The organism is Streptomyces sp. BA2, from assembly GCF_009769735.1.
In the GTDB taxonomy this organism is placed as follows: domain Bacteria; phylum Actinomycetota; class Actinomycetes; order Streptomycetales; family Streptomycetaceae; genus Streptomyces.
On sequence record NZ_WSRO01000002.1, the window covers coordinates 1,015,267 to 1,035,742 of the forward strand.

At 72.5% G+C, this 20,476-nt stretch carries 2 protein-coding genes; both read right to left on the minus strand.

Features of this window, described 5'->3' with window-relative positions; translation table 11 throughout:
- Window positions 1–6,480 (minus strand): amino acid adenylation domain-containing protein, encoded by a 6,480-nt coding sequence (locus E5671_RS07335; protein WP_160503029.1) that lies wholly within the window; start codon window positions 6,478–6,480, stop codon window positions 1–3.
- Window positions 6,481–6,516: 36 nt separating this feature from the next.
- On the minus strand, window positions 6,517–20,439 hold the full coding sequence (locus E5671_RS07340) for a non-ribosomal peptide synthetase (RefSeq protein ID WP_160503030.1): 13,923 nt from the start codon (window positions 20,437–20,439) through the stop codon (window positions 6,517–6,519).
- Window positions 20,440–20,476: the final 37 nt, after the last annotated feature.

Below are 20,476 nucleotides of genomic sequence, written 5' to 3' on the forward strand. Positions count from 1 at the left end.
TCAGTCCTTTTCGGTTGCTGGGGTTGATGTCCGCTGTTCCGGATTTTTGTCGGCGAGTTTCCGCGCGACAACCCGCGTGATGCGCGAAAGAGCTTCGGGTTTGAGCATGTCGTAATGGCCGACGGGCACTTCGTGCGTTTCGATGTCGCCCTCGACGAAGGGACGCCAGCTCGCGACGGCTTCCGCGACGGGCCGCTCCTCTGTCCGGTCGGCTGCCGCCACGAAGAGCAGCAGGTCGCCGTGGGAGGGGCGGGGCGTGTGGTCCGGTGCGAAGCCCGACATGTTGCGGACGACCGTCTCCAGGTTGGAGAGGGCCTGCTCGCTCATGCCCGACGAGCGGTAGAGGGAGGCCACGTCGGCGCCCTCCCCTTGTCGCAGCACGCCGTAGCCTTCCGACTCCCGCCCCTCCTCGCCGCGGAACCGCGACTTGGCGGCGCCGCTGCCGGGATAGGCGTCGAGCAGCGCCAGGAGCGCCACTTCTTCGCCCAGTTCCTCCAGGCGGGCGGCGACGGCCTGGGCGATGGTTCCGCCGATGGACCAGCCCAGGAGGTGGTAGGGGCCGACGGGTTGGACGGTGCGGATCTCGTCCGCGTAGTCGGCCGCCATCTCCTCGATGCTGCCCGGCAGTTGCTCGGACCGCGCGATCCCGCGCGCCTGGACGCCGTACACGGGCTGGTCCTGGGGCAGGTGCGGCAGGAGAGCGGCGTAGGTCCAGCTCAGGCCCATACCGGTGTGCAGGCAGAACAGCGGAGGGCGGCTGCCTTCCGGCCGCAGTGGCAGCAGGACACCCAGGTCGCCGCGGTTCCTGCCCATGCGCCGCCCCGCGCCGGTGTCCCGCTTCCACCCCTGGTCCTCGGGCTGTACGGCGATGCGGCCCTCGTTCGTCCGCTTCGCCCGTTCGCCGGTACGGAACATGCGCTCACCCGCGCCGCCGAAGGGGCACGCGACGAACCGATCGCCCGTGCGTCCCGGGGCGCGCGCGTAGCCACGGGCCAGCGTGGTGCCCGAAAGGTAGAGGTCGCCCGTGACACCCGGCGGTACCGGACGCAGGCGTTCGTCGAGCACGAAGGCGCGGGTGTTCTGGACCGGGCTGCCGGTGCGGGGCTCCCAGGCGCCGGCCGTCTCGGGGCCCGTCCGGTGCTCCAGCCAGGCCCCTCCCGTTTCCGGCACTCCGTAGCCGCACACCAGCGGCGTCGAGGGGTGCCGTTCCCGCCAGCCGCGCACCTGGTCCACGGCCGGCGACTCGCCCGCCGGACCCACGGTTCGCGCCTCGCCCGCCAGGTCCACGACCAGGGCCTCGGGGGCGGCCTCAAGCTGCTCGGGGGTGGTGACCACCAGGGTCCCGGTCTCCCCCGCTCCGAGGTCCTGACCGGGTATGCCGAGCCGCACGCTCCCTCCCGCACAGAGCGCCGCGAGCAGCGGCGACACGAGCGCCGCGAACGGGGCCCTGGCATCCAGCAACGGTGCCGCGCCCAACGCCGGGGAGGCATGCATGTGGTACGCCGTGTGGGAGGCGAGCGTGCGGTGTTCTACGACGGCGCCCGCGAGGACCAGCGCCGGATGCCCCGGAAGGGCAGGCTGGGCACAACCGGCCTTCTCCGCCGCCCAGTTGGTCTCGTCCGGTATCGGGACGTCGGCGACCGTGAGATCGACACCCTTCCGTGGGCGTGCGGGGTCTTCGGCAAAGGAGGCGGCCGCACCGGATTTCAGCACCCCGAGCAGCGCGACGACCAAGGCGTTGCCGGTCGGCTGCGCCACGTCGACGACGCTCTCCGGGCCCGCACCCTGCTCGATCAGCCGACGGGCGAGCCGCTGCGCCGCAGCGTCCAGCGCCTCGTACGTCAGGGCGCCGTGCGGATCCGTGACGGCGACCGCGTGGGGCGTACGTGCCGTCTGCTCGGCCAGCATCTCCACCACGGTGCGCGCGGGACTCTCCGCGGTGGTGTCGTTCCCGCCCGCCACGAGGCGACGGGCCTCGTCGGCGTCGAGCAGTACGTCGACCTCGCTCAGGCGCCGCTCCGGATCGGCCGTCACCTGGTCGAGCACGCGGACGAAGCGCTGCGCGATCGTCTGCGCTGTCCGCTGGTCGAACAGCTCTGTGGCGTAACGGAGTTGACCGTCTATGCCGCCGAGGTCACCGTCAGGCTCGTACCGTTCGGTGAGGCTGAACGCCAGGTCCAGCTCGGTGGCTTCCGTGCCGAGCTCCAGGCGCGTGGTGCGCAGGCCGGGCAGCTCCCAGGGGTCCCAGGGCTCGGCGACGCTGTCGTCGACTTCAAGGAGCACCTGGAACACCGGGTGGTGTGCGAGCGAGGGCGGCAGTTCCAGGGCGTCCACGAGGCGTTCGAACGGTACGTCCTGGTGTTCGCGTGCCTCTTGGTTCGCCGTCAGGACCCGGCCGAGCAACTCGCGGAACGTGGGGTCGCCGGACGCGTCCGTACGCAACGCGAGCGCCCCGGCGAAGGGGCCCACCAGCGATTCGAGACCGGACTCGTCCCGACGCGGGATCCGTGTGCCGATGGTGACGTCGGTGCCCGCGCCGAGCCGGGCGAGCAGCAGCACGAGGGCCGCCTGCACCACCATGAACGTCGTCGTCCCGTCGTCATCGGCCAGGTCGGCGAGACGGCCGTGCGCCTCGGTGTCGAGGTGCAGCGGGACCATCCCGGCCCGGTGCGAGGCGATGGTCGGGCGCGGCCGGTCTGCGGGCAGCTCGATCTCGGCGTCGATGCCCGCCAAGGTGTCCTGCCAGTAGGCGAGTTGGTCGTTGAACAGGCTCTCGGGTTCCTGCTCGCCTTGGAGGAGCTGCCGCTCCCAGAGCGCGTAGTCGGCGAACTGCAGGGGCAGCGGGGCCCGTTCCGGCACCCGGCCCTCGCGGCGCGCCCCGTACGCGGTCGCCAGGTCACGGACCAGGACGTCCAGCGAGGCGTCGTCGGCGGCTATCCGGTGCACCACAAGCAGCAGCATGTACTCGGTGTCCGAGAGGCGGAAGAGTGCCTGCGTCCACGGTACTTCCTGCCCGAGGTCGAACGCGTGCCTGGCGCGGGCGGCGAGCAGCTCCGGCAGCTCCGCCTCGGTCGCCCGCACCAGGGCCGGCGCGGGACGGGACACGGCGGCGTCCAGGACGCGCTGCCGCACAGCGCCACCGCGGGCCCCGTCGAAGGTGGTGCGCAGGATCTCGTGCCGCGCGGCGACATCGCCGAGGGCCGCCCGCAACGCGTCCTGGTCAAGGTCGCCACTGAGCCGCAGCGCCACCGGGATGCGGTCGGTTCCCGCCTCCTCGTCGAGCCCCGACATCAGCCAGGTGCGGAACTGCCCTGCCGTGACCGGGACTTCGTCTCGGTTCTCGACCGCTTGCAGCACGGGCCGCGCCTTCGTGGCGAGCAGCCGGGCCACCCCCACCGGCGTCGGCGAGCCGAAGAACTGCCGGATGCCGAGATCGGCGTCGAACTCCTCGCGGATCCGTCCGGCGAGGCGCATCGCGAGGCCCGAGTCGCCGCCCAGGTCGAAGAAGCTGTCGTCGGGCCCGACCCGCTCCAGGTCGAGCACCTCGGCGAACAGGCGGCACAGCGTCTCCTCGGCCGCGGTCCGGGGCTTGCGGCCGGAGGAGGCGCGCTCGGCGAAGTCGGGGGCGGGCAGGGCCTCGCGGTCGACCTTGCCGTTGCGGGTCACGGGCAGGGCGCCCAGGGCAAGGACGGCGGCCGGGACCATGTAGTCGGGCAGGCTCTCGGCGGCATGGGCGCGGACGAGTTGGGGGTCGATGGTCTCCGTCCCCTCGGGTACGACGTAGCCGGCCAGGCGCCGCTCACCCGGACCGTCCTCACGGGCGACCACCACGGCCTGAGCCACGGCGGGGTGATCGGCGAGGGCCGCCTCCACCTCGCCCAGCTCGACGCGGAAGCCACGGATCTTCACCTGCGCGTCGGCGCGCCCGACGAAGAGCAGCTCCCCACCCTCGGTCCATCGCACCAGGTCGCCGGTGCGGTACATCCGCTCACCGCTGACGTACGGGCACGCCACGAACCGCTCCGCGGTCAGGCCCTGGCCGTTCCAGTAGCCCTGCGCCAACCCGGCGCCGGCCAAGTAGAGTTCGCCGGTCACGCCCGGCGGCAAGGGCCGCAGGAAGGCGTCCAGGACGTAGGCCCGGCGGTGGGGCAGAGGACTCCCGATCGGGAGTACGGGAGCCATCGCGTCGCCCGGCCTCAGCACGTGCCAGGTCGCGCAGAGCGTCGTCTCCGTCGGCCCGTACAGGTGGCGGACGACGACGTCCGGGCAGACCTCGCGCACACGGGCCACCGACGCGGCCGGGACCACGTCGCCACCGGTCAGTACCTCACGCAGTCCCGCGAAACAGTCGGGCCACTCCTCGGCGAGGACACGGAACGAACCGGCGGTCAGATGCACCGCCGTGACACCGCCCTTCACGACCTCACGCACCTGCTGGGCATCCACCACACCGGGCTCGGCGACCACCACACGGCCACCCGCGACCAGCGGGACCCACAGCTCGAAGAGCGACGCGTCGAAGGCGTGCGGGGCATGCATCAGGACCGCGTCCGCCGCACCCACATCCCAGCCCCGCTCCCCCACCAGCGACGCCACACTGCCGTGGGGCACGGCCACGCCCTTGGGTGTGCCGGTCGAGCCCGACGTGTACATCACGTACGCCACGTCCTGCGCGGCCACCACCGGCACGATCGGCTTGACGGTTCCGCACGCCGCCAGTGCCGCCCGCACCTGAGGGTCGTCGAGGACCACCAGCCGCGCGGCGGCCCGCTCCGGCACCACGCCACGGCTCCCCGACGTGCACACCACTCGTGCCGGAGCCGCGTCCTCCAGAACGAACGCCACCCGCTCCGTCGGCCAGCCCGCGTCCACCGGCACATAGGCGGCGCCTGCTCGCCAGATTCCCAGGAGCAGCGCCACCAGGTCCGGCGACCTCTCCATCACCACCGCGACACGGTCGCCGCGCCGCACCCCCGTGCCCGCCAGGTACTGGGCCCAGCGACCGGACTCAGCCCACAACTCCCCGTACGACAGCGTCCGTTCGCTTTGGACGGCCACCGAGCCCGGCGACGAGACCACGCGCCCGGCGATCAACTCGGGCACCACCCCGCGCCGAGGCTGAACCACCGCCTCACGTTCGGCGGCCGCCATCGCGCCGACGCGTCCCACGACCACCGTGGGATCGGCGGCCACGTTTCCAAGGACCCGCACCAGCGATGCGAGCGCCGCCGCGGCGACACCTCGGCCGAACAGGTCCGGCCGGTACTCGAGCTTCAGGTGCATGCGTTCGCCGGGGCCGACGACCAGGGCCAGCGGATAGTGCGCCGCCTCACGGGTGAACCCCGCCGGCCTGAGGGAGAGACGCTCACTGTCCGGCGAGGCGGACGCAGACGCGGAGTCGGAGGCAGCCGGAGGCTGGGGGAAGCTCTCGTACACCAGGAGCGTGTCGAAGCCCGCTCCCGGGCCCGCGGCCTTCTGGATCTGCGGGAGGCCCAGGTGCTGATGCGCCATCAGCACCGACTGGCGCTCCTGTAACGCACGGAGCATCTCCAACACGGGTTGTGTGCCGTCCAGTTGAACCCTGACGGGCAGCGTGTTGATGAGCAGCCCCACCATCGACTCCACGCCCGGCAGCTCGGCGGGACGGCCAGCCACCGTCGCGCCGAAAACCACATCCGTGCGCCCGGCGAGCCGCGCGAGGACCAGCGCCCACGCGCCCTGGACCACGGTGTTCACCGTCAGGCCGTTGGCGCGGGCCAGCTCCACCACGTCCCGCGTGGTCTCCTCGGTGAGGTCTTCGCTCACGTTCTCGGGGAAGACGGGGAGCCGGTCCGGTACGGCCGGTGCCACCAGCGTCGGTTCGTCCGCGCCCGCGAGTTCCGACTGCCAGGCGTCCCGCGCGGCCTCCCTGTCCTGGCGGCCGAGCCACTTCAGGTACTCGCCGTAGGAGGTCGTGCGGCCGAGCCGGGAGGCGTCGCCGCCCGCCGCGTAGATCTCGGAGAGTTCACCGATGAGGATCGGGGCCGACCAGCCGTCCATCAGGATGTGGTGGCTGGTGACGACCAGGCGGCTTTGGTGCTCGCCGATGCGGATCAGGAGGAGGCGCAGCAGCGGAGGCACCGCCAGGTCGAAGGGCTCCGCCCGCTCGCTCTCCGCCAGGCGCTCCAGCGCGGCGGGCTGTTCGGACGCGGCGAGGGACGACACGTCATCCGTACGCCAGGGCAGCGCCACGTCTCGCGCGATGACCTGCACCATCTGCGCCCCGCTCACCTGACGGAAGCAGGCGCGCAGTGCGGCGTGCCGGGTGAGGAGCGCCTCCCACGATGCCCGTAACCGGCCCGCGTCCACGGGTCCGTCGATGTCGAGCGCGGACTGCACGGTGTATACGTCCGGTCCCTGGTCGTCGAAGGCGGCATGGAAGAGCAGCCCTTCCTGGAGCGGCGACAGCGGCCACACGTCCTCGACCGGTGATCGGGTCATCTCTTCTCTCCTTGGAGCTTTCGGATCCACAGGGCTTCAGCGCGGGTCGAATCCGGCTTCGAGCTCCTCGATCTGGCTCTGCGCGAGGCCGAGGAGGGGGAAGTCGGAAGGTGTGTGTCCACCGGCCGTGGGATCGGTGGTGTGGGCGGCGAGGCCGCCGAGCAGGTCCAGCCAGAGCCGTCCGATGCGTTCGGCCGCCGCGCTGTCGACGGCGCGGCCCGCCCAGCTGAGCGAGAGGGTCAGCTCGGGCCCGTCAGCAGTGTCCACGATGGCCGCGCCCGCTTCCAGGGCGTGCGTGGACGGCATGTCCGGGTCGGCCGAGCCGCCGATCGCCGTGTCCCCGGCCATCTGCCAGGCCGCGACCGTGCGGCTGTCGGAAGGGTCACCGGCGGTGAACCGGCCCAGGTAGTTGAAGCCGATCTGCGGGCCGGGCAAGGCGGCGAGCACCGGTCCCGTCCCGGGGTTCAGGTGGCGCAGCAAGCCGTATCCGAGGCCGTCGCCCGGCACCGCCCGCGCCTGTTCCTTGACCGCCTTCAGGAGTGCGCCGACGGCCGGACCGCCGTCCGCCGCTTCGGTGAGGTCCACGTCCGCGACGGCGAGACGGAGCGGATGTGTGCTGGTGAACCAGCCCATGGTGCGGGAGAGTTCGGTGCCTTCGACCGGCTCACGGCCGTGGCCCTCCACGTCGAGCAGTACGGGCCCGGCCTCGCCGCGCCAGTGCGTGACAGCTCCCGCGAGGGTGGCCAGGAGGACCTCGTGGACCCCGCAGTGGAACAGCGCGGGGGTCCGGCCCGCGAGGGTGGCCGCTTGCTCCCGTGGGACCTGCCAGGACGCGCGGCGTGTGCTCTCGGCCGTGTCGACCGCCGGGTCGAGCGCACGTCGGCCGATCAGCGGTTCCGTGCCGTCCAGGAGAGCCGTCCACGCGGCGAGTTCCGCCACGCGGTCCGGTTCTTTCGCCTGTGCGGACAGGAGGTTCGCCCAGCGCCTGAAGGAGGTCCCCACCGGGTCGAGCACGGGCTCCTGTCCCGCCGCCGCGGCCTCGCAGGCCTGGGCCAGGTCGGGCACCAGGATCCGCCAGGACATTCCGTCCACGGCCAGGTGGTGGACCATCAAGGCCAGTCGGCCGACCCGCGCCGGGCCCGCGTCCACCCACACGGCCTGGAACATCACGCCGCCTGATGGATCGAGACGGCCGACGGCCTCCTTCGCCGCGCGTTCCGCGATCTCGTCCAGTGCTTCGGGCGCCGCGTCCTCGGCTGCCACTCGGGTCACCAGGGCCGCCGGGTCCACGGTCCCTCGTTCGCCGACGACGAGATGCGGTTCGGTGCCGTCGCCGTCCGTGCCGTCGTGCTTCTCCGTGACCACGCGTGCGCGCAGCATGTCGTGGGTGTCGAGGACCGCGGCCACCCCGGTCAGGAGTACGTCGTGCGCGAGGCCGGCCGGAGCGCCGATGACGGCCCACTGCGCGAACCTCGGCCCGCGTGCGGGCTCACCCAGCTCCCGCATCACCGGGGTCCAGGGCACCACGCCGACGCCGATGTCCTCGACGGCTGTGTGCCCGCCGCCGTCGGCCGTCTCCGCCACGGTCGCGAGGCGCTCGGGGGTCTTCTCCTCGAAGACCTGCCGGGGTGTCACCACGATGCCGGAGCGGCGGGCGCGGGAGGCCAGTTGCATCGAGGAGATCGAGTCGCCGCCCAGCTCGAAGAAGCTGTCCGTGACACCGACCCGTTCCAGGTTGAGCACCTCGGCGAACAGCGCGCACAGCAGCGCCTCGGTCTCCGTGCGCGGCTCCTGTCCCGAGACCTTCCCCGCGAAGTCGGGGGCGGGCAGAGCACGCCGGTCCACCTTCCCGTTCGCGGTGAGGGGCAGGCGCTCCAGGGGGACGTACGCCGACGGGATCATGGAGGCGGGGAGCCGCGCGGCCGCGGTATCGCGCAAGGCGGCGAGGAGTTGTCCGGTGCGCCCTGCCTCCGTCGGGTCGGCGACGACGTACGCCACCAGCTGATGCTCGCCCGCCCGCCGGTCGTCGCGTGCCACGACCACGGCCTGGGCGACCCCGGGATGCGCGGCGATGACCGCTTCGACCTCGCCCGGTTCGATCCGGTGGCCCCGCACCTTCACCTGCGCGTCCGCGCGCCCGATGAAGACGAGTTCGCCGTCGTCGGTCCAGCGCACCACGTCCCCGGTGCGGTACATCCGCTCTCCGGGCTCGTACGGGCATGCCACGAACCGCTCGGCGGTCAGACCGGGCCGCGCCCAGTAGCCGCGGGCCACTCCCGCGCCCGCGACGTACAGCTCGCCCGGCGTTCCCGGCGGGACGGGCTGGAGGAAGCGGTCCAGGACGAACACCTTGACGTTGGCCATCGGGCGGCCGATCGGCACCGCTTCCCGGCCTGTCTCCTCGGCCGCGGTCAAGGGTGCGCTCATGGCCGCGCACACGGTCAGCTCGGTGGGTCCGTACGCGTTCACCATGCGCCGGCCGGCGGACCACCGGTCCACGAGCGCCGGGGGGCACGCCTCTCCGGCGACCACCAACGTCCTTAACGCCAAGGGCAGTTCCTCCTCCACGGCGAGCACGCTCGGAGGCACCGTCACGTGTGTCGCCCCCCAGTCGCGGACCGTTTGCCCCAGCGGTACGTGCGGCGGCAGGGCGTCCGCGCCCGCCACCACGAGCGCGCCTCCCGAGAGGAGCGCCATGCACAGTTCGGAGACCGACGCGTCGAAGCTCGGCGAGGCGAACTGGAGCACCCGCGCGTCCGGACCCACCGCGAACCGCTCGATCTGCGCCCGCGCCAGGTTGGCGAGCCCCGCATGCGGCACGACCACGCCCTTCGGTGTGCCGGTGGACCCCGAGGTGTAGATCACGTAGGCCGCGTTGTCCGCGCCGAGCGGACCGGTCCGCTCCCCGTGGCCGACGGGTCCGGCAGCCTGCGCGGCGACGGCCGCTGTGACCTCCGGATCGTCGAGGACGATCAGGCGGCCCGCGAATCCCTCCGGCACCAAGGCCCTTGTCTCCCGCGTGCACAGCACCACCGCCGGGTCGGTGTCCGCGAGGACGAACGCCACCCGCTCCGGCGGGTGTCCCGGGTCCACCGGAACGAAGGCCCCGCCCGCCATGGACACCGCGAGGACGGACACCACCGTCGCCGCCGAGCCCGGCGCGAGGACGGCCACCCGGCACTCCGGCCCCACGCCCGCCTCGATCAGCCGGCGGGCCCAGCGTCCTGCCTCCGCCTCCAGCTCTCCGTACGACAGTGTCCGCTCGCCCGACACCAGGGCGGCGGCGTCCCGCGACCGCTCCACCTGTCGCCGGAACAGCTCGGGCAGCGTCTCCGCGGCCACCGGGACCTGCGTGCGGTTCCACTCGCCCACGACGCGCTCGCGGCGCGCCCCGCCCAGGACGCCCACCCGTGCCACGGGCGCCGAAGGATCGGCGGCCATCCCTTCGAGCACGCAGCCCAGTGACGCCACCATCTCCTCGGCCCAGGCACGGTGGAACACGCCGGGCCGGTAGATGAACTCACCGTGCAGGCGCTCGCCGGGCACCGCGATCAGCGTCAGCGGGTAGTGGCCCGTGTCCTCCGGAGTGCCGCCGGGGCGAATGGAAAGGGTGTCGGGCGCGGGCTCCTGGAGGAGCGGGCGCGGATAGTTCTCGTACACGACGAGCGTGTCGAAGGCGGCGCCAGGGCCTGCGATCCTGCGGATCTCGGAGAGGCCGATGTGCTGGTGGGACATGAGCGCGACCTGCCGCTCCTGGAGGCCGGTCAGCATCGCGGCGACCGGCTGCTCCGCCGGCAGATCGGCCCGTACGGGAAGCGTGTTGATGAACAGGCCGACCATCGACTCCACGCGGGGCAGCTCGGCGGGGCGTCCCGCCGCCGTCGCGCCGAACACCACGTCCGTACGTCCGACGATCCGGGCGAGGAGCAGCGCCCACGCGCCCTGCACGACCGTGTTCACCGTCAGGCCGTGGCCGCGCGCCAACTCGACGACGCTGCGGGTGAGTTCCTCGCCGAACTCGAAGGGCACGCGTTCCGGCACGGCGGGCGCGGCGGACGGATCCTCCGGCACCGTCAGCGTCGGTTCGTCCGCTCCCGCGAACTCCGCGCGCCAGGCCTCGCGTGCCGCGTCCTTGTCCTGGCGTTCCAGCCATGCCAGATACTCCCGGTACGAGGTCGCGGCGGGCAGGGCGCGCCCGTCACCGCCCGCCGCGTAGATCGCGGACATCTCGGCGATGAGGACCGGCAACGACCAGCCGTCGGTGACGATGTGGTGGTTGATGACCACCTGGGCATGACGGTTCTCGCCGAGACGGATCAGCAGCAGGCGCAGCAGCGGAGCCACGGTCACGTCAAGTCGGCGGGCGCGCTCCTCCTCGACGACGCGGTCGAGTTCGGCGCGCGCGTCAGCGGCCGAAAGTGCCGACAAGTCGACCTCGTCCCAAGGGAGTTCCACTTCCCTCGCGATGACCTGCACCGCCTGGCCCGACGCACGCCGATGGAAACTCGCCCGCAGAATCGGGTGCCGGGCGATGATCGCCTTCCATGAGGCCCGCAGCCGGTCCACGTCCAGCGGGCCGTCCAGGTCGAGTACGCGCAGCCCTTCGTAGAGGTCCGGCCCCTGCTCGTCGAACCCCGCGTGGAACAGCAGCCCTTCCTGCAACGGCGAGAGCGGCCATACGTCCACCAACTCGGGCACGGCTGCTTCGAGCTCGTCCACCTCGTGCTGCGCGAGGTCGAGAAGAGCGAAGTCGGAAGGGGTGTGTCCGCCCGCGGTGAAGCCCGTGGCGGGGTCGGGGTCGGCGGTGTGGGCGGCGAGACCGGCGAGCAGGTCGAGCCAGATCCGCGCGAGGTGTTCTGCCTCCTTCTCCTCCATCACGCCGGTGGGCCACGTCAGCGTGACCGTCAGCTCCGGCCCTTCAGGGGTGTCCTGCACCGCCGCCCCCGCCTCCAAGGTGTGCAGGGCGGGCATGTCCGGGTCGACCGAGCCGCCGATCGCCTCGCCGCCGGCCAGCTGCCAGGGGGCGACCGGGCCCGCGTTCGTGTCCGCCGTGAATCGACCCAGGTAGTTGAAGCCGATCCGCGGGGTCGGCAGAGCCGCCAGAGTGGGTGCGGTGTCGGGGTTGATGTGGCGCAGGAGTCCGAAGCCGAGCCCGTCGCCGGGTACCGCCCTCGCCTGCTCCTTGACCGCCTTCAGGAGTGCTCCGGCCGCCGGGCCGCCGTTCCGCGCTTCGTCGAGGTCGATCCCGGTCGCGTCCAGGCGGACAGGGTGTGTGGTGGTGAACCAGCCGATCGTGCGCGACAGTTCGGCGCCGTCGAGGGGTTCCCTGCCGTGGCCCTCCACGTCGAGGAGTACGTGCCCGTGCTCGCCGCGCCGCCAGTGCGTGACCGCGCCCGCGAGCGTCGACAGGAGCACCTCGTGCACCCCGCAGTGGAACAGCGACGGGGTCCGGCCCGCCAGCGTGGCCGCGAGGTGCGTCGGCACGGCCCAGGAGCGACGGCGCATGGTGGCCGCGGTGTCCAGCGCCGGGTCCAGTTCCCGCTTGCCGAGCGGGGGTTCGGCCGAGGCGCTGACGAGAGCGGCCCAGTCCGTGAGCTCGGCGGTCCGGCTCTCGCTGGTGGCCTGCTCGGCCAGGACGTCCGTCCACTGCTTGAACGACGTGCCCACCGCGTCGAGCTCCGGCCGCTGTCCGGCTGCCAGCGCCTCGCACGCGGCGCGCAGATCGGGTACGAGGATGCGCCACGACAACCCGTCGACCACCAAGTGGTGTACGACGAGGGCCAGTCGACCGGTCCGTTCCGGACCGGCGTCCACCCAGACGGCCTGGAACAGCACACCCGCCGTGGGGTCGAGGCGCTCGGTGGCCTCGCGGGCCGCCTCGTCAGCGAGATCATCCACTGAGTCGGCCAGGGTGTCGGTCGCGTCGACGCGCGTGACAAGCGCCGCGGCATCGACCGAGCCGCGCGGCCTCACGGACAGCTTGGGCCCGTCGCCGCCTGCCACCGCATGGGCCCGCAGCATGTCGTGCGTATCGAGTACGGCCCCCACACCGCCCACCAGCACATCCCGGCCGAGACCCGCCGGGGCGCCGACGATCGTCCACTGCGCGAACCTGCCGCGCAGGCCGCGCTCGCCGAGCGCCCGCATCACGGGCGTCAAGGGCACGTTGCCGATGCCGGATTCCGCGGTGGCCGTCTCCGCGACCACATGCCGGGCCACGGCGGCGAGGCGCGCGGGCGTCTCGTGCTCGAAGACGTCCTGCGCCTTGAGGAGCAGGTTCGCGCGGCGGGCACGCGCGACCAGTTGCATCGACATGATCGAGTCGCCGCCCAGCTCGAAGAAGCTGTCGTCGGGCCCGACCCGCTCCAGGCCGAGCAACTCGGCTGTCAGCGCGCACAGAACCGCCTCGGCCTCCGTGCGCGGCGCGCGCCCGCCGGCCTTCCCCGCGAAGTCGGGGGCGGGCAGGGCGTCGCGGTCGACCTTGCCGTTGCGGGTCACCGGGAGGGTTTCCAGGGTGAGTACGGCCGTGGGGACCATGTAGTCGGGCAGCGTCCTGGCGGCGTGGGCGCGGACGAGTCGGGGGTCGATGGTCTCCGTCCCCTCGGGTACGACGTAGCCGACCAGGCGGCGCTCCGCCTGCCGGTCCTCGCGGGCGACGACGACCGCCTGGGCCACGGCGGGGTGGTCGGCAAGGGCCGCCTCCACCTCGCCCAGCTCGACGCGGAAGCCACGGATCTTCACCTGCGCGTCGGCGCGCCCGACGAAGAGCAGCTCCCCACCCTCGGTCCATCGCACCAGGTCGCCTGTGCGGTACATCCGCTCACCGGGGACGTACGGGCATGCCACGAACCGCTCCGCGGTCAGACCCTGGCGGCTCCAGTAGCCCTGCGCCAACCCGGCGCCAGCTATGTACAGTTCGCCGGTCACACCCGGCGACACCGGCCGCAGGAACGCGTCCAGGACGTAGGTCCGCCGACTGCTCATAGGGCGCCCGATCGGCAGCAGCGAGCCCATCGCGTCGCCCGGCCTCAGCACGTGCCAGGTCGCGCAGAGGGTCACCTCGGTCGGCCCGTACATGTGGCGGACGGTGACGTCCGGGCAGACCTCCCGCAGCCGGGCCACCGACCCGGCGGGGACGACGTCACCGCCGGTCAGCACCTCACGCAGCCCGGCGAAGCAGTCGGGTGTCTCCTCCGTCAGCGCCCGGAACTGACCGGCCGTGGCATGGACGGACGTCACCCCGCGCTTCACGTGCTCACGCATCCGCTGGGCGTCCACCACACCGCGCTCGGCCATCACCACACGGCCACCGGCGGACAGGGGGACCCACATCTCGTAGAGCGACACGTCGAAGGCGTGCGGGGCGTGCATCAGAACCGCGTCGTCCGAGCCGACGCACCAGCCACGGTCGCCCACCAGGGCCGCAACACTGCCGTGCGGCACAGCCACGCCCTTCGGTACGCCCGTCGAGCCCGACGTGTACATCACGTACGCCACGTCCTGCGTCGCCACCGGCACGATCGGCCGTTCGGCATCGCGCTCGGCCCGCGCCGCCCGCACCCGAGGGTCGTCAAGGACCACGACGGGGGCGGCAGTTCCGTCCGGCACCGCACCTCGGCTCTCCGACGTGCACACCACCGCCGCCGGAGCCGCGTCGCCCACGACGAAGGCGACCCGTTCCAGCGGCCACCCGACGTCCACCGGCACGTAGGCGGCGCCCGCCCGCCAGATCCCCAGAAGCAGTGACGGCAAGTCGGGCGACCGCTCCATCACCACCGCCACACGGTCGCCCCGGGCCACGCCGAGACCGGCCAGACAACCGGCCCACCGTCCCGACTCCGCCCACAACTCCGCGTACGACAGCGCCTGTTCGCCCTCGACGGCCACGGCGTCCGGCGACGACGCCACGCGCCCGGCGATCAGTTCGGGCACGGTGCCCTGAAGGGCCTGCGTCCCCGTGGTGTTCCACGCCTCCACGACCGACGCGCGATCCGCGGTGTCCAGCGCGTCCACCCGTGCCACCAACAGCGCGGGGTCGGAGACCAGTTGCTCCAGGACCCGTACGACCTGACGTGCCGTCCGGAGAGAGGTCTCCTGGCTGATCAGGTCGGGCCTGTAGGTCACCAGGACACGGAGCCGGTCGGCGGGGACGGCCCCGACCGCCAGCGGGTAGTGCGTCCCGGCCAGGGTGTGCAGCTGCGTGATCGTGACCTCGTCGGCCGCGGCGCCGTCGGCCGGGCCGGACAGGGTGGCCGAGTTCCGCGGGTAGTTCTCGAACATCAGCATGGTGTCGAAGGCCGCGCCGGAACCGGCGAGTTGCTGGATCTCCGACAGGCCGAGGTGCTGGTGGGCGATGAGCGCGGACTGGTGCTCCTGGAGCTCGGCGAGCATCTTCAGGACGGGCCTGTCGGCGTCGAGCCGCACACGTACGGGCAGGGTGTTGATGAAGAGGCCGATCATCGACTCGGCGTCGGGCAGCTCCGGGGGCCGCCCGGCCACGGTCCCGCCGAACACGACGTCCGTGCGCCCGGCGAGGCGTGCGAGGACCAGCGCCCACGCGCCCTGCACCACGGTGTTCAGCGTCAGGCCGTGGGCGCGGGCCAGTTCGGCAACGGCCTGGGTCTTCTCCTCGGGGAGCTCGGCCGTGCTGACTTCGGGCATCACCGGCGGGCGGCCCGGATCCGCGGGCGCCACCAGCGTCGGTTCGTCAATCCCGGCAAGCTCCGTCCGCCAGGCCGCACGTGCTGCCTCCTTGTCCTGCTGTTCCAGCCAGGCCAGATAGTCGCGGTAGGAGGCGGTCGGCTTCAGACGCGCGGGGCCGCCGCTCGCCACGTCGCCCCCAGCGCCGCCGCCCGCCGCGTACAGCGCGGACACCTCGTTGAGGATGACCGGCATGGACCAGCCGTCCACCAGGATGTGGTGGCTGGTGACGGCGAGGCGGTACCGGTTCTCACCGAAGCGGATGAGCAGCAGACGCAGCAGCGGCGCTCGCGTCAGGTCGAAGCGCTCCGCCATCTCGCGCTCGGCCAGGCGCTCGGCCTCTGCCTGCGCGTCGGCCTCCGCCAGCCCCGACACATCGGCCTCGCGCCAGGGGAGCTCCACTCGCCGCGCGACGACCTGTACCGCTTCTCCCGACTCGGGCCGGTGGAAGCTCGCCCGCAGTGCCGCGTGCCGGGCGAGGAGCGCCTCCCACGAGGCGCGCAGCCTGTCCACGTCCAACGGTCCGTCCAGCGCCATGAGCCGCTGGCTCTGGTAGACGTCCGGCCCCTCCTCGTCGAACGTGGCGTGGAACAGCATCCCCTCCTGCAACGGTGACAACGGCCATACGTCCACTAACTGCGCGGCCGCTGCCTCCAGTTCCGTCACGTTCCGCTGCGTGAGGTCGAGGAGGGGGAAGTCGGACGGGGTGTGTCCGCCTGCGGCCGGATCGTCGGTGTGGGCGGCCAGACCGCCCAGGACCCGCTCCCACGCAAGCCCGAGCTCTGCCGCATCCGCATCGTCGAGGAGCCCGCTCGGCCAGCTCAACGTGACGGTCAGCTCCGGCCCTTCAGGGGTGTCCTGTACGACGGCGCTCGCTTCCAGGGTGTGCTGGGCCGGTGTGCCGGGGTCGATCGAGCCGCCGATCGCATCGCTTCCGGCCAGTTGCCAGGGAGCCACTGTGTCCGTGCCTGAGGCGTCGTGGGTGAAGCGGCCCAGGTAGTTGAAGCCGATCTGCGGGCGCGGCAAGGCCGCCAGGACCTGTGCGGTCGCGGGGTTGAGGTGACGCAGCAGTCCGAAGCCGAGCCCGTCACCCGGAACAGCCCGCACCTGCTCCTTGACCGACTTCAGCAACGCCCCGGCCGCCGGACCACCGGCCACCACCTGACTCACATCGACGTTGCCCACATCCAGCCTGACCGGATGCACGCTCGTGAACCAACCCACCGTGCGCGACAGATCCAGGTCTCCGGCCGACCGGCGTCCGTGCCCCTCCACGTCCACCAGCACTCCGGGAGCTGCCTCCCGCCGCCAATGGACCACGGCCCCCGCCAGGGCCGACAGGAGCACCTCGTGCACACCGCAGTGGAAGACCATCGGCGTCCGGCCCACCAAAGTGGCTGCGCGCTCCGCCGCCACTGTCCACGACCGGCGGCGCATGGTCCCGGCAGTGTCGCGCTCCGGCACCAACTCCCCTGCGCCCAGCGGTTGTTCCTTCACACTGCCGAGCAGGTCGGTCCACTCAGTGAGCTCCGCCGCCCTGGCCTCGCCGCTCGCGTCCTCCGCCAGCTGATCGGCCCAGCGTTTGAACGGAGTACCTTCCGGGCCGAGTTGCGGCTCCCGGCCTTCGGCGACCGCCTCGCACGCGGCTCGTAGATCCGGCAGCAGAATCCGCCACGAAACGCCGTCCACCACCAAGTGATGCACCACGAGGACCAGTCGCCCGGTACGCCCCGGCCCCGCATCCACCCACACGGCCTGCACCATCACACCCGCTGCCGGGTCGAGCCTCTCCACCGCCTCGCGCGCCGCCCGTACCGCGACCTCATCCAGCGAGTCCCCCGGCGTTTCCTCCGCACCGACACGCACGACAAGGCCCTCGGCAGAAACCGAGCCCCTCTGCCCCACGGTCAGCTTGGGCCCACCCTCATCTGCCGTAACCCGCGCCCGCAGCATGGCGTGCGCATCGAGGACGGCACGCACACCACCCACCAGCACATCCCGGCCGACACCAGCAGGAGCGCCGACGATCATCCACTGCGCGAACCTGCCGCGCAGGCCCCGCTCGCCAAGCTCCCGCATGACCGGCGTCCAGGGCACATCTCCCACACCCGCGTCCTGATGCGTCCCCGCGCCACGCGGACCCTCGGCCGCCTCCGCCACCATCGCCAGCCGCTCCGGAGTCTTCTCGTCGAAGACCTGCCGGGGCGTCACCACCAGGCGGGCGCGGCGGGCTCGCGCGACCAGTTGCATCGACATGATCGAGTCGCCGCCGAGCTCGAAGAAGCTGTCCTCGACGCCGACCCGCTCCAGGCCGAGCACCTCGGCGAACAGACCGCAGAGGGCCGCCTCGGTCTCCGTACGCGGCGCGCGCCCTGTGGCCCGTGCCGCGAAGTCGGGGGCGGGCAGGGCCTTGTGATCGACCTTGCCGTTGCGGGTGACGGGGAGCGCGCTCAGGGGAAGCACGGCGGCCGGGACCATGTAGTCGGGCAGCGTCCTGGCCACGTGCGCGCGGACGAGGGCGGGGTCCACACCCTCCGGGCCCTCGGGAACGACGTACCCGACCAGACGGCGTTCGCCCGGACCGTCCTCACGGGCGACCACCACCGCCTGCGCCACCTCCGGATGCGCGGCGAGTGCCGCCTCCACCTCGCCGAGCTCCACCCGGAAGCCGCGCACCTTGACCTGCGCGTCCGCACGGCCGACGAAGAGGAGTTCACCGGTGTCGGACCAGCGCACCAGGTCCCCGGTGCGGTACATCCGCCCGCCCGGGACGAACGGGCAGGCCACGAAGCGTTCCGCCGTCAGCTCGGCGCGGCGCCAGTACCCCCGCGCGAGGCCCTCGCCCGCCACGTACAGCTCGCCGGTCACGCCCGACGGCACCGGCTGGAGGAACGCGTCGAGGACGAACACCCGCCGGTTGCCCAAGGGGCGGCCGATGGGCAGTACCGAGCCCACGGCGTCATGCGGCCCCCAGAGCCGCCAGGTCGCGCACAGGGTCACCTCGGTCGGCCCGTACAGATGCCGTACGACCACATCGGGGCAGGCCTCGCGCACCCGCTCCACCGCCCCGACAGGGACCACGTCCCCGCCTGTCAGGACCTCGCGCAGACCGGTGAAGCACTCGGGCGTCTCCGCTGCCAGGACGCGGAACGAACCGGCGGTCAGATGCACCGATGTGACCCCGCGGGACACGTGCTCCCGCACCTGCTCGGCATCGACCGCGCCCGGCCCGGCGACGACCACGCGGCCACCTGCGGCCAGCGGGACCCACACCTCGAAGAGCGATACGTCGAAGGCGTGCGGGGCGTGCATCAGGACCGTGTCATCCGGACCGACGGACCAGCCGCGCTCCCCCACCAGCGCCGCGACGCTGCCGTGCGACACGGCCACGCCCTTCGGCACGCCCGTGGAACCCGAGGTGTACATCACGTACGCCCCGTCGTCCGCGCCTACGAGCACAGGCGAATCGTCGGCTGCGGCTGCTGTAGCTTCGGCTTGCACGGCCCCCCGCACACGTGGGTCGTCGACCACGAGCAGCTCGGCACCGTCCGGCACGACGGCCCGGGTCTTCTCCGTGCACAGGACGACGACCGGGGCCGAGTCCTCAAGGACGAAGCCCACGCGCTCCAGAGGCGAACCCGCGTCGACCGGCACATAGGCGGCGCCCGCCCGCCACACTCCGAGCAGCAGCGGCAGCAGATCAGCAGACCGCTCCATCACGACCGCGACGCGGTCGCCGCGCCGCACCCCCGTGTCCGCCAGGTACCGGGCCCAGCTGCCGGACTCCGCCCACAACTCCCCGTACGAGAGCGTCCGTTCGCCCTCAACGGCTCGCGTGCCCGGCGCCGCTTCCACGCGCCCGGCGATCAGCTCAGGGACCGGGCCGGCCGTGGCCTCACCGGCCGTGCCACCCCATCCCTCCACGACCAGGCCGTGCTCGGGCGCCGCGAGCACCCCGATCCGGCCCACGAGGACCGACGGGTCCGTCACCAGCTGTTCGAGCACCCGCACCAGCCACGCGAACACCGACTCCGCGGTCTCGCGGTCGAACAGGTCAGGACGGTAGTCGAGCTTGCAGAGCATCCGTGCGCCGTCGGGCGCCACCACCAGCGTGAACGGATAGTGCGCGGTCTCCTGGCCTGCGGCGAGACGCACGGTGAAGGTGTCCGGCGACGGGGGCTCGGCGGGCGGGTTCGGATAGTTCTCGTACACCACGAGGGTGTCGAAGACCGCGCCTCCGGAATCGGCGAGCCCCTGCACCTCGGGCAGCCCCAGGTGCTGATGTGCCATCAGGGACGATTGCCGTTCCTGTAGTTCGGCCAGCATCCGGGCCGCCGGCTGTTCGGCGTCGAGCCGGACGCGTACCGGCAGTGTGTTGATGAACAGGCCGACCATCGACTCCACGCCCGGCAGTTCCATCGGCCGTCCCGCCACGGTGGCGCCGAACACCACGTCCGTGCGCCCTGCGAGCCGCGCGAGAACGAGCGCCCACGCGCCCTGCACGACGGTGTTGACCGTCAGACCATGGCCACGGGCGAACCGCACCAGGCCCTCGGTCAGTTGCGCGGGGAGTTCGTCGATCAGGCTCTCCGGGGGCAGCGGCGTCCGGCCCGGATCCGCGGGCGCGACCAGTGTCGGCTCGTCCGCCCCCGCCAGTTCCGCCTGCCAGGCTGCCCGCGCCGCCTCCTTGTCCTGGCGGCCGATCCAGGCCAGGTACTCGCGGTAGGACGTCACCGGTGGGAGCCCCGAGGTGTCGCCGCCCGCCTTGTAGGCCGCCGAGAGTTCGTCGAGCAGCACCGGCATGGACCAGCCGTCCATCAGGACGTGGTGGCTCGTGACCACCAGGCGGTGCCGCTCCGCGCCGATCCGGATCAGCAGGAGCCGAAGCAGCGGCGCCGTCGTCAGGTCGAAGCGCTCGGCACGTTCGCGGCCCGCGAGCAGGTCCGCCTCGGCCAGCGCGTCCGCTTCCGCGAGCCCGGAGAGGTCGGCCGCACGCCACGGCAACTCCGCGTCACGGGCGATCACTTGCACTGCCTCGCCCGTCTTGCGCCGGCGGAAGCTCGCCCGCAGGGCGGCGTGCCGGGCGATGAGCGCCTGCCATGACGCCCGCAGCCGGTCCGCGTCCAGGGGGCCGGTCAGTTCGAGCAGCCGCTGCCCTTGGTAGACGTCGGGACCCTCGCTGTCGAAGGCGGCGTGGAAGAGCAGCCCTTCCTGCAGTGGCGAAAGCGGCCACACGTCCTCGACAAGGGATCGGGTCATCGCTTCTCTCCTCAGGGCGGGTTGCTTGCTTCGAGCG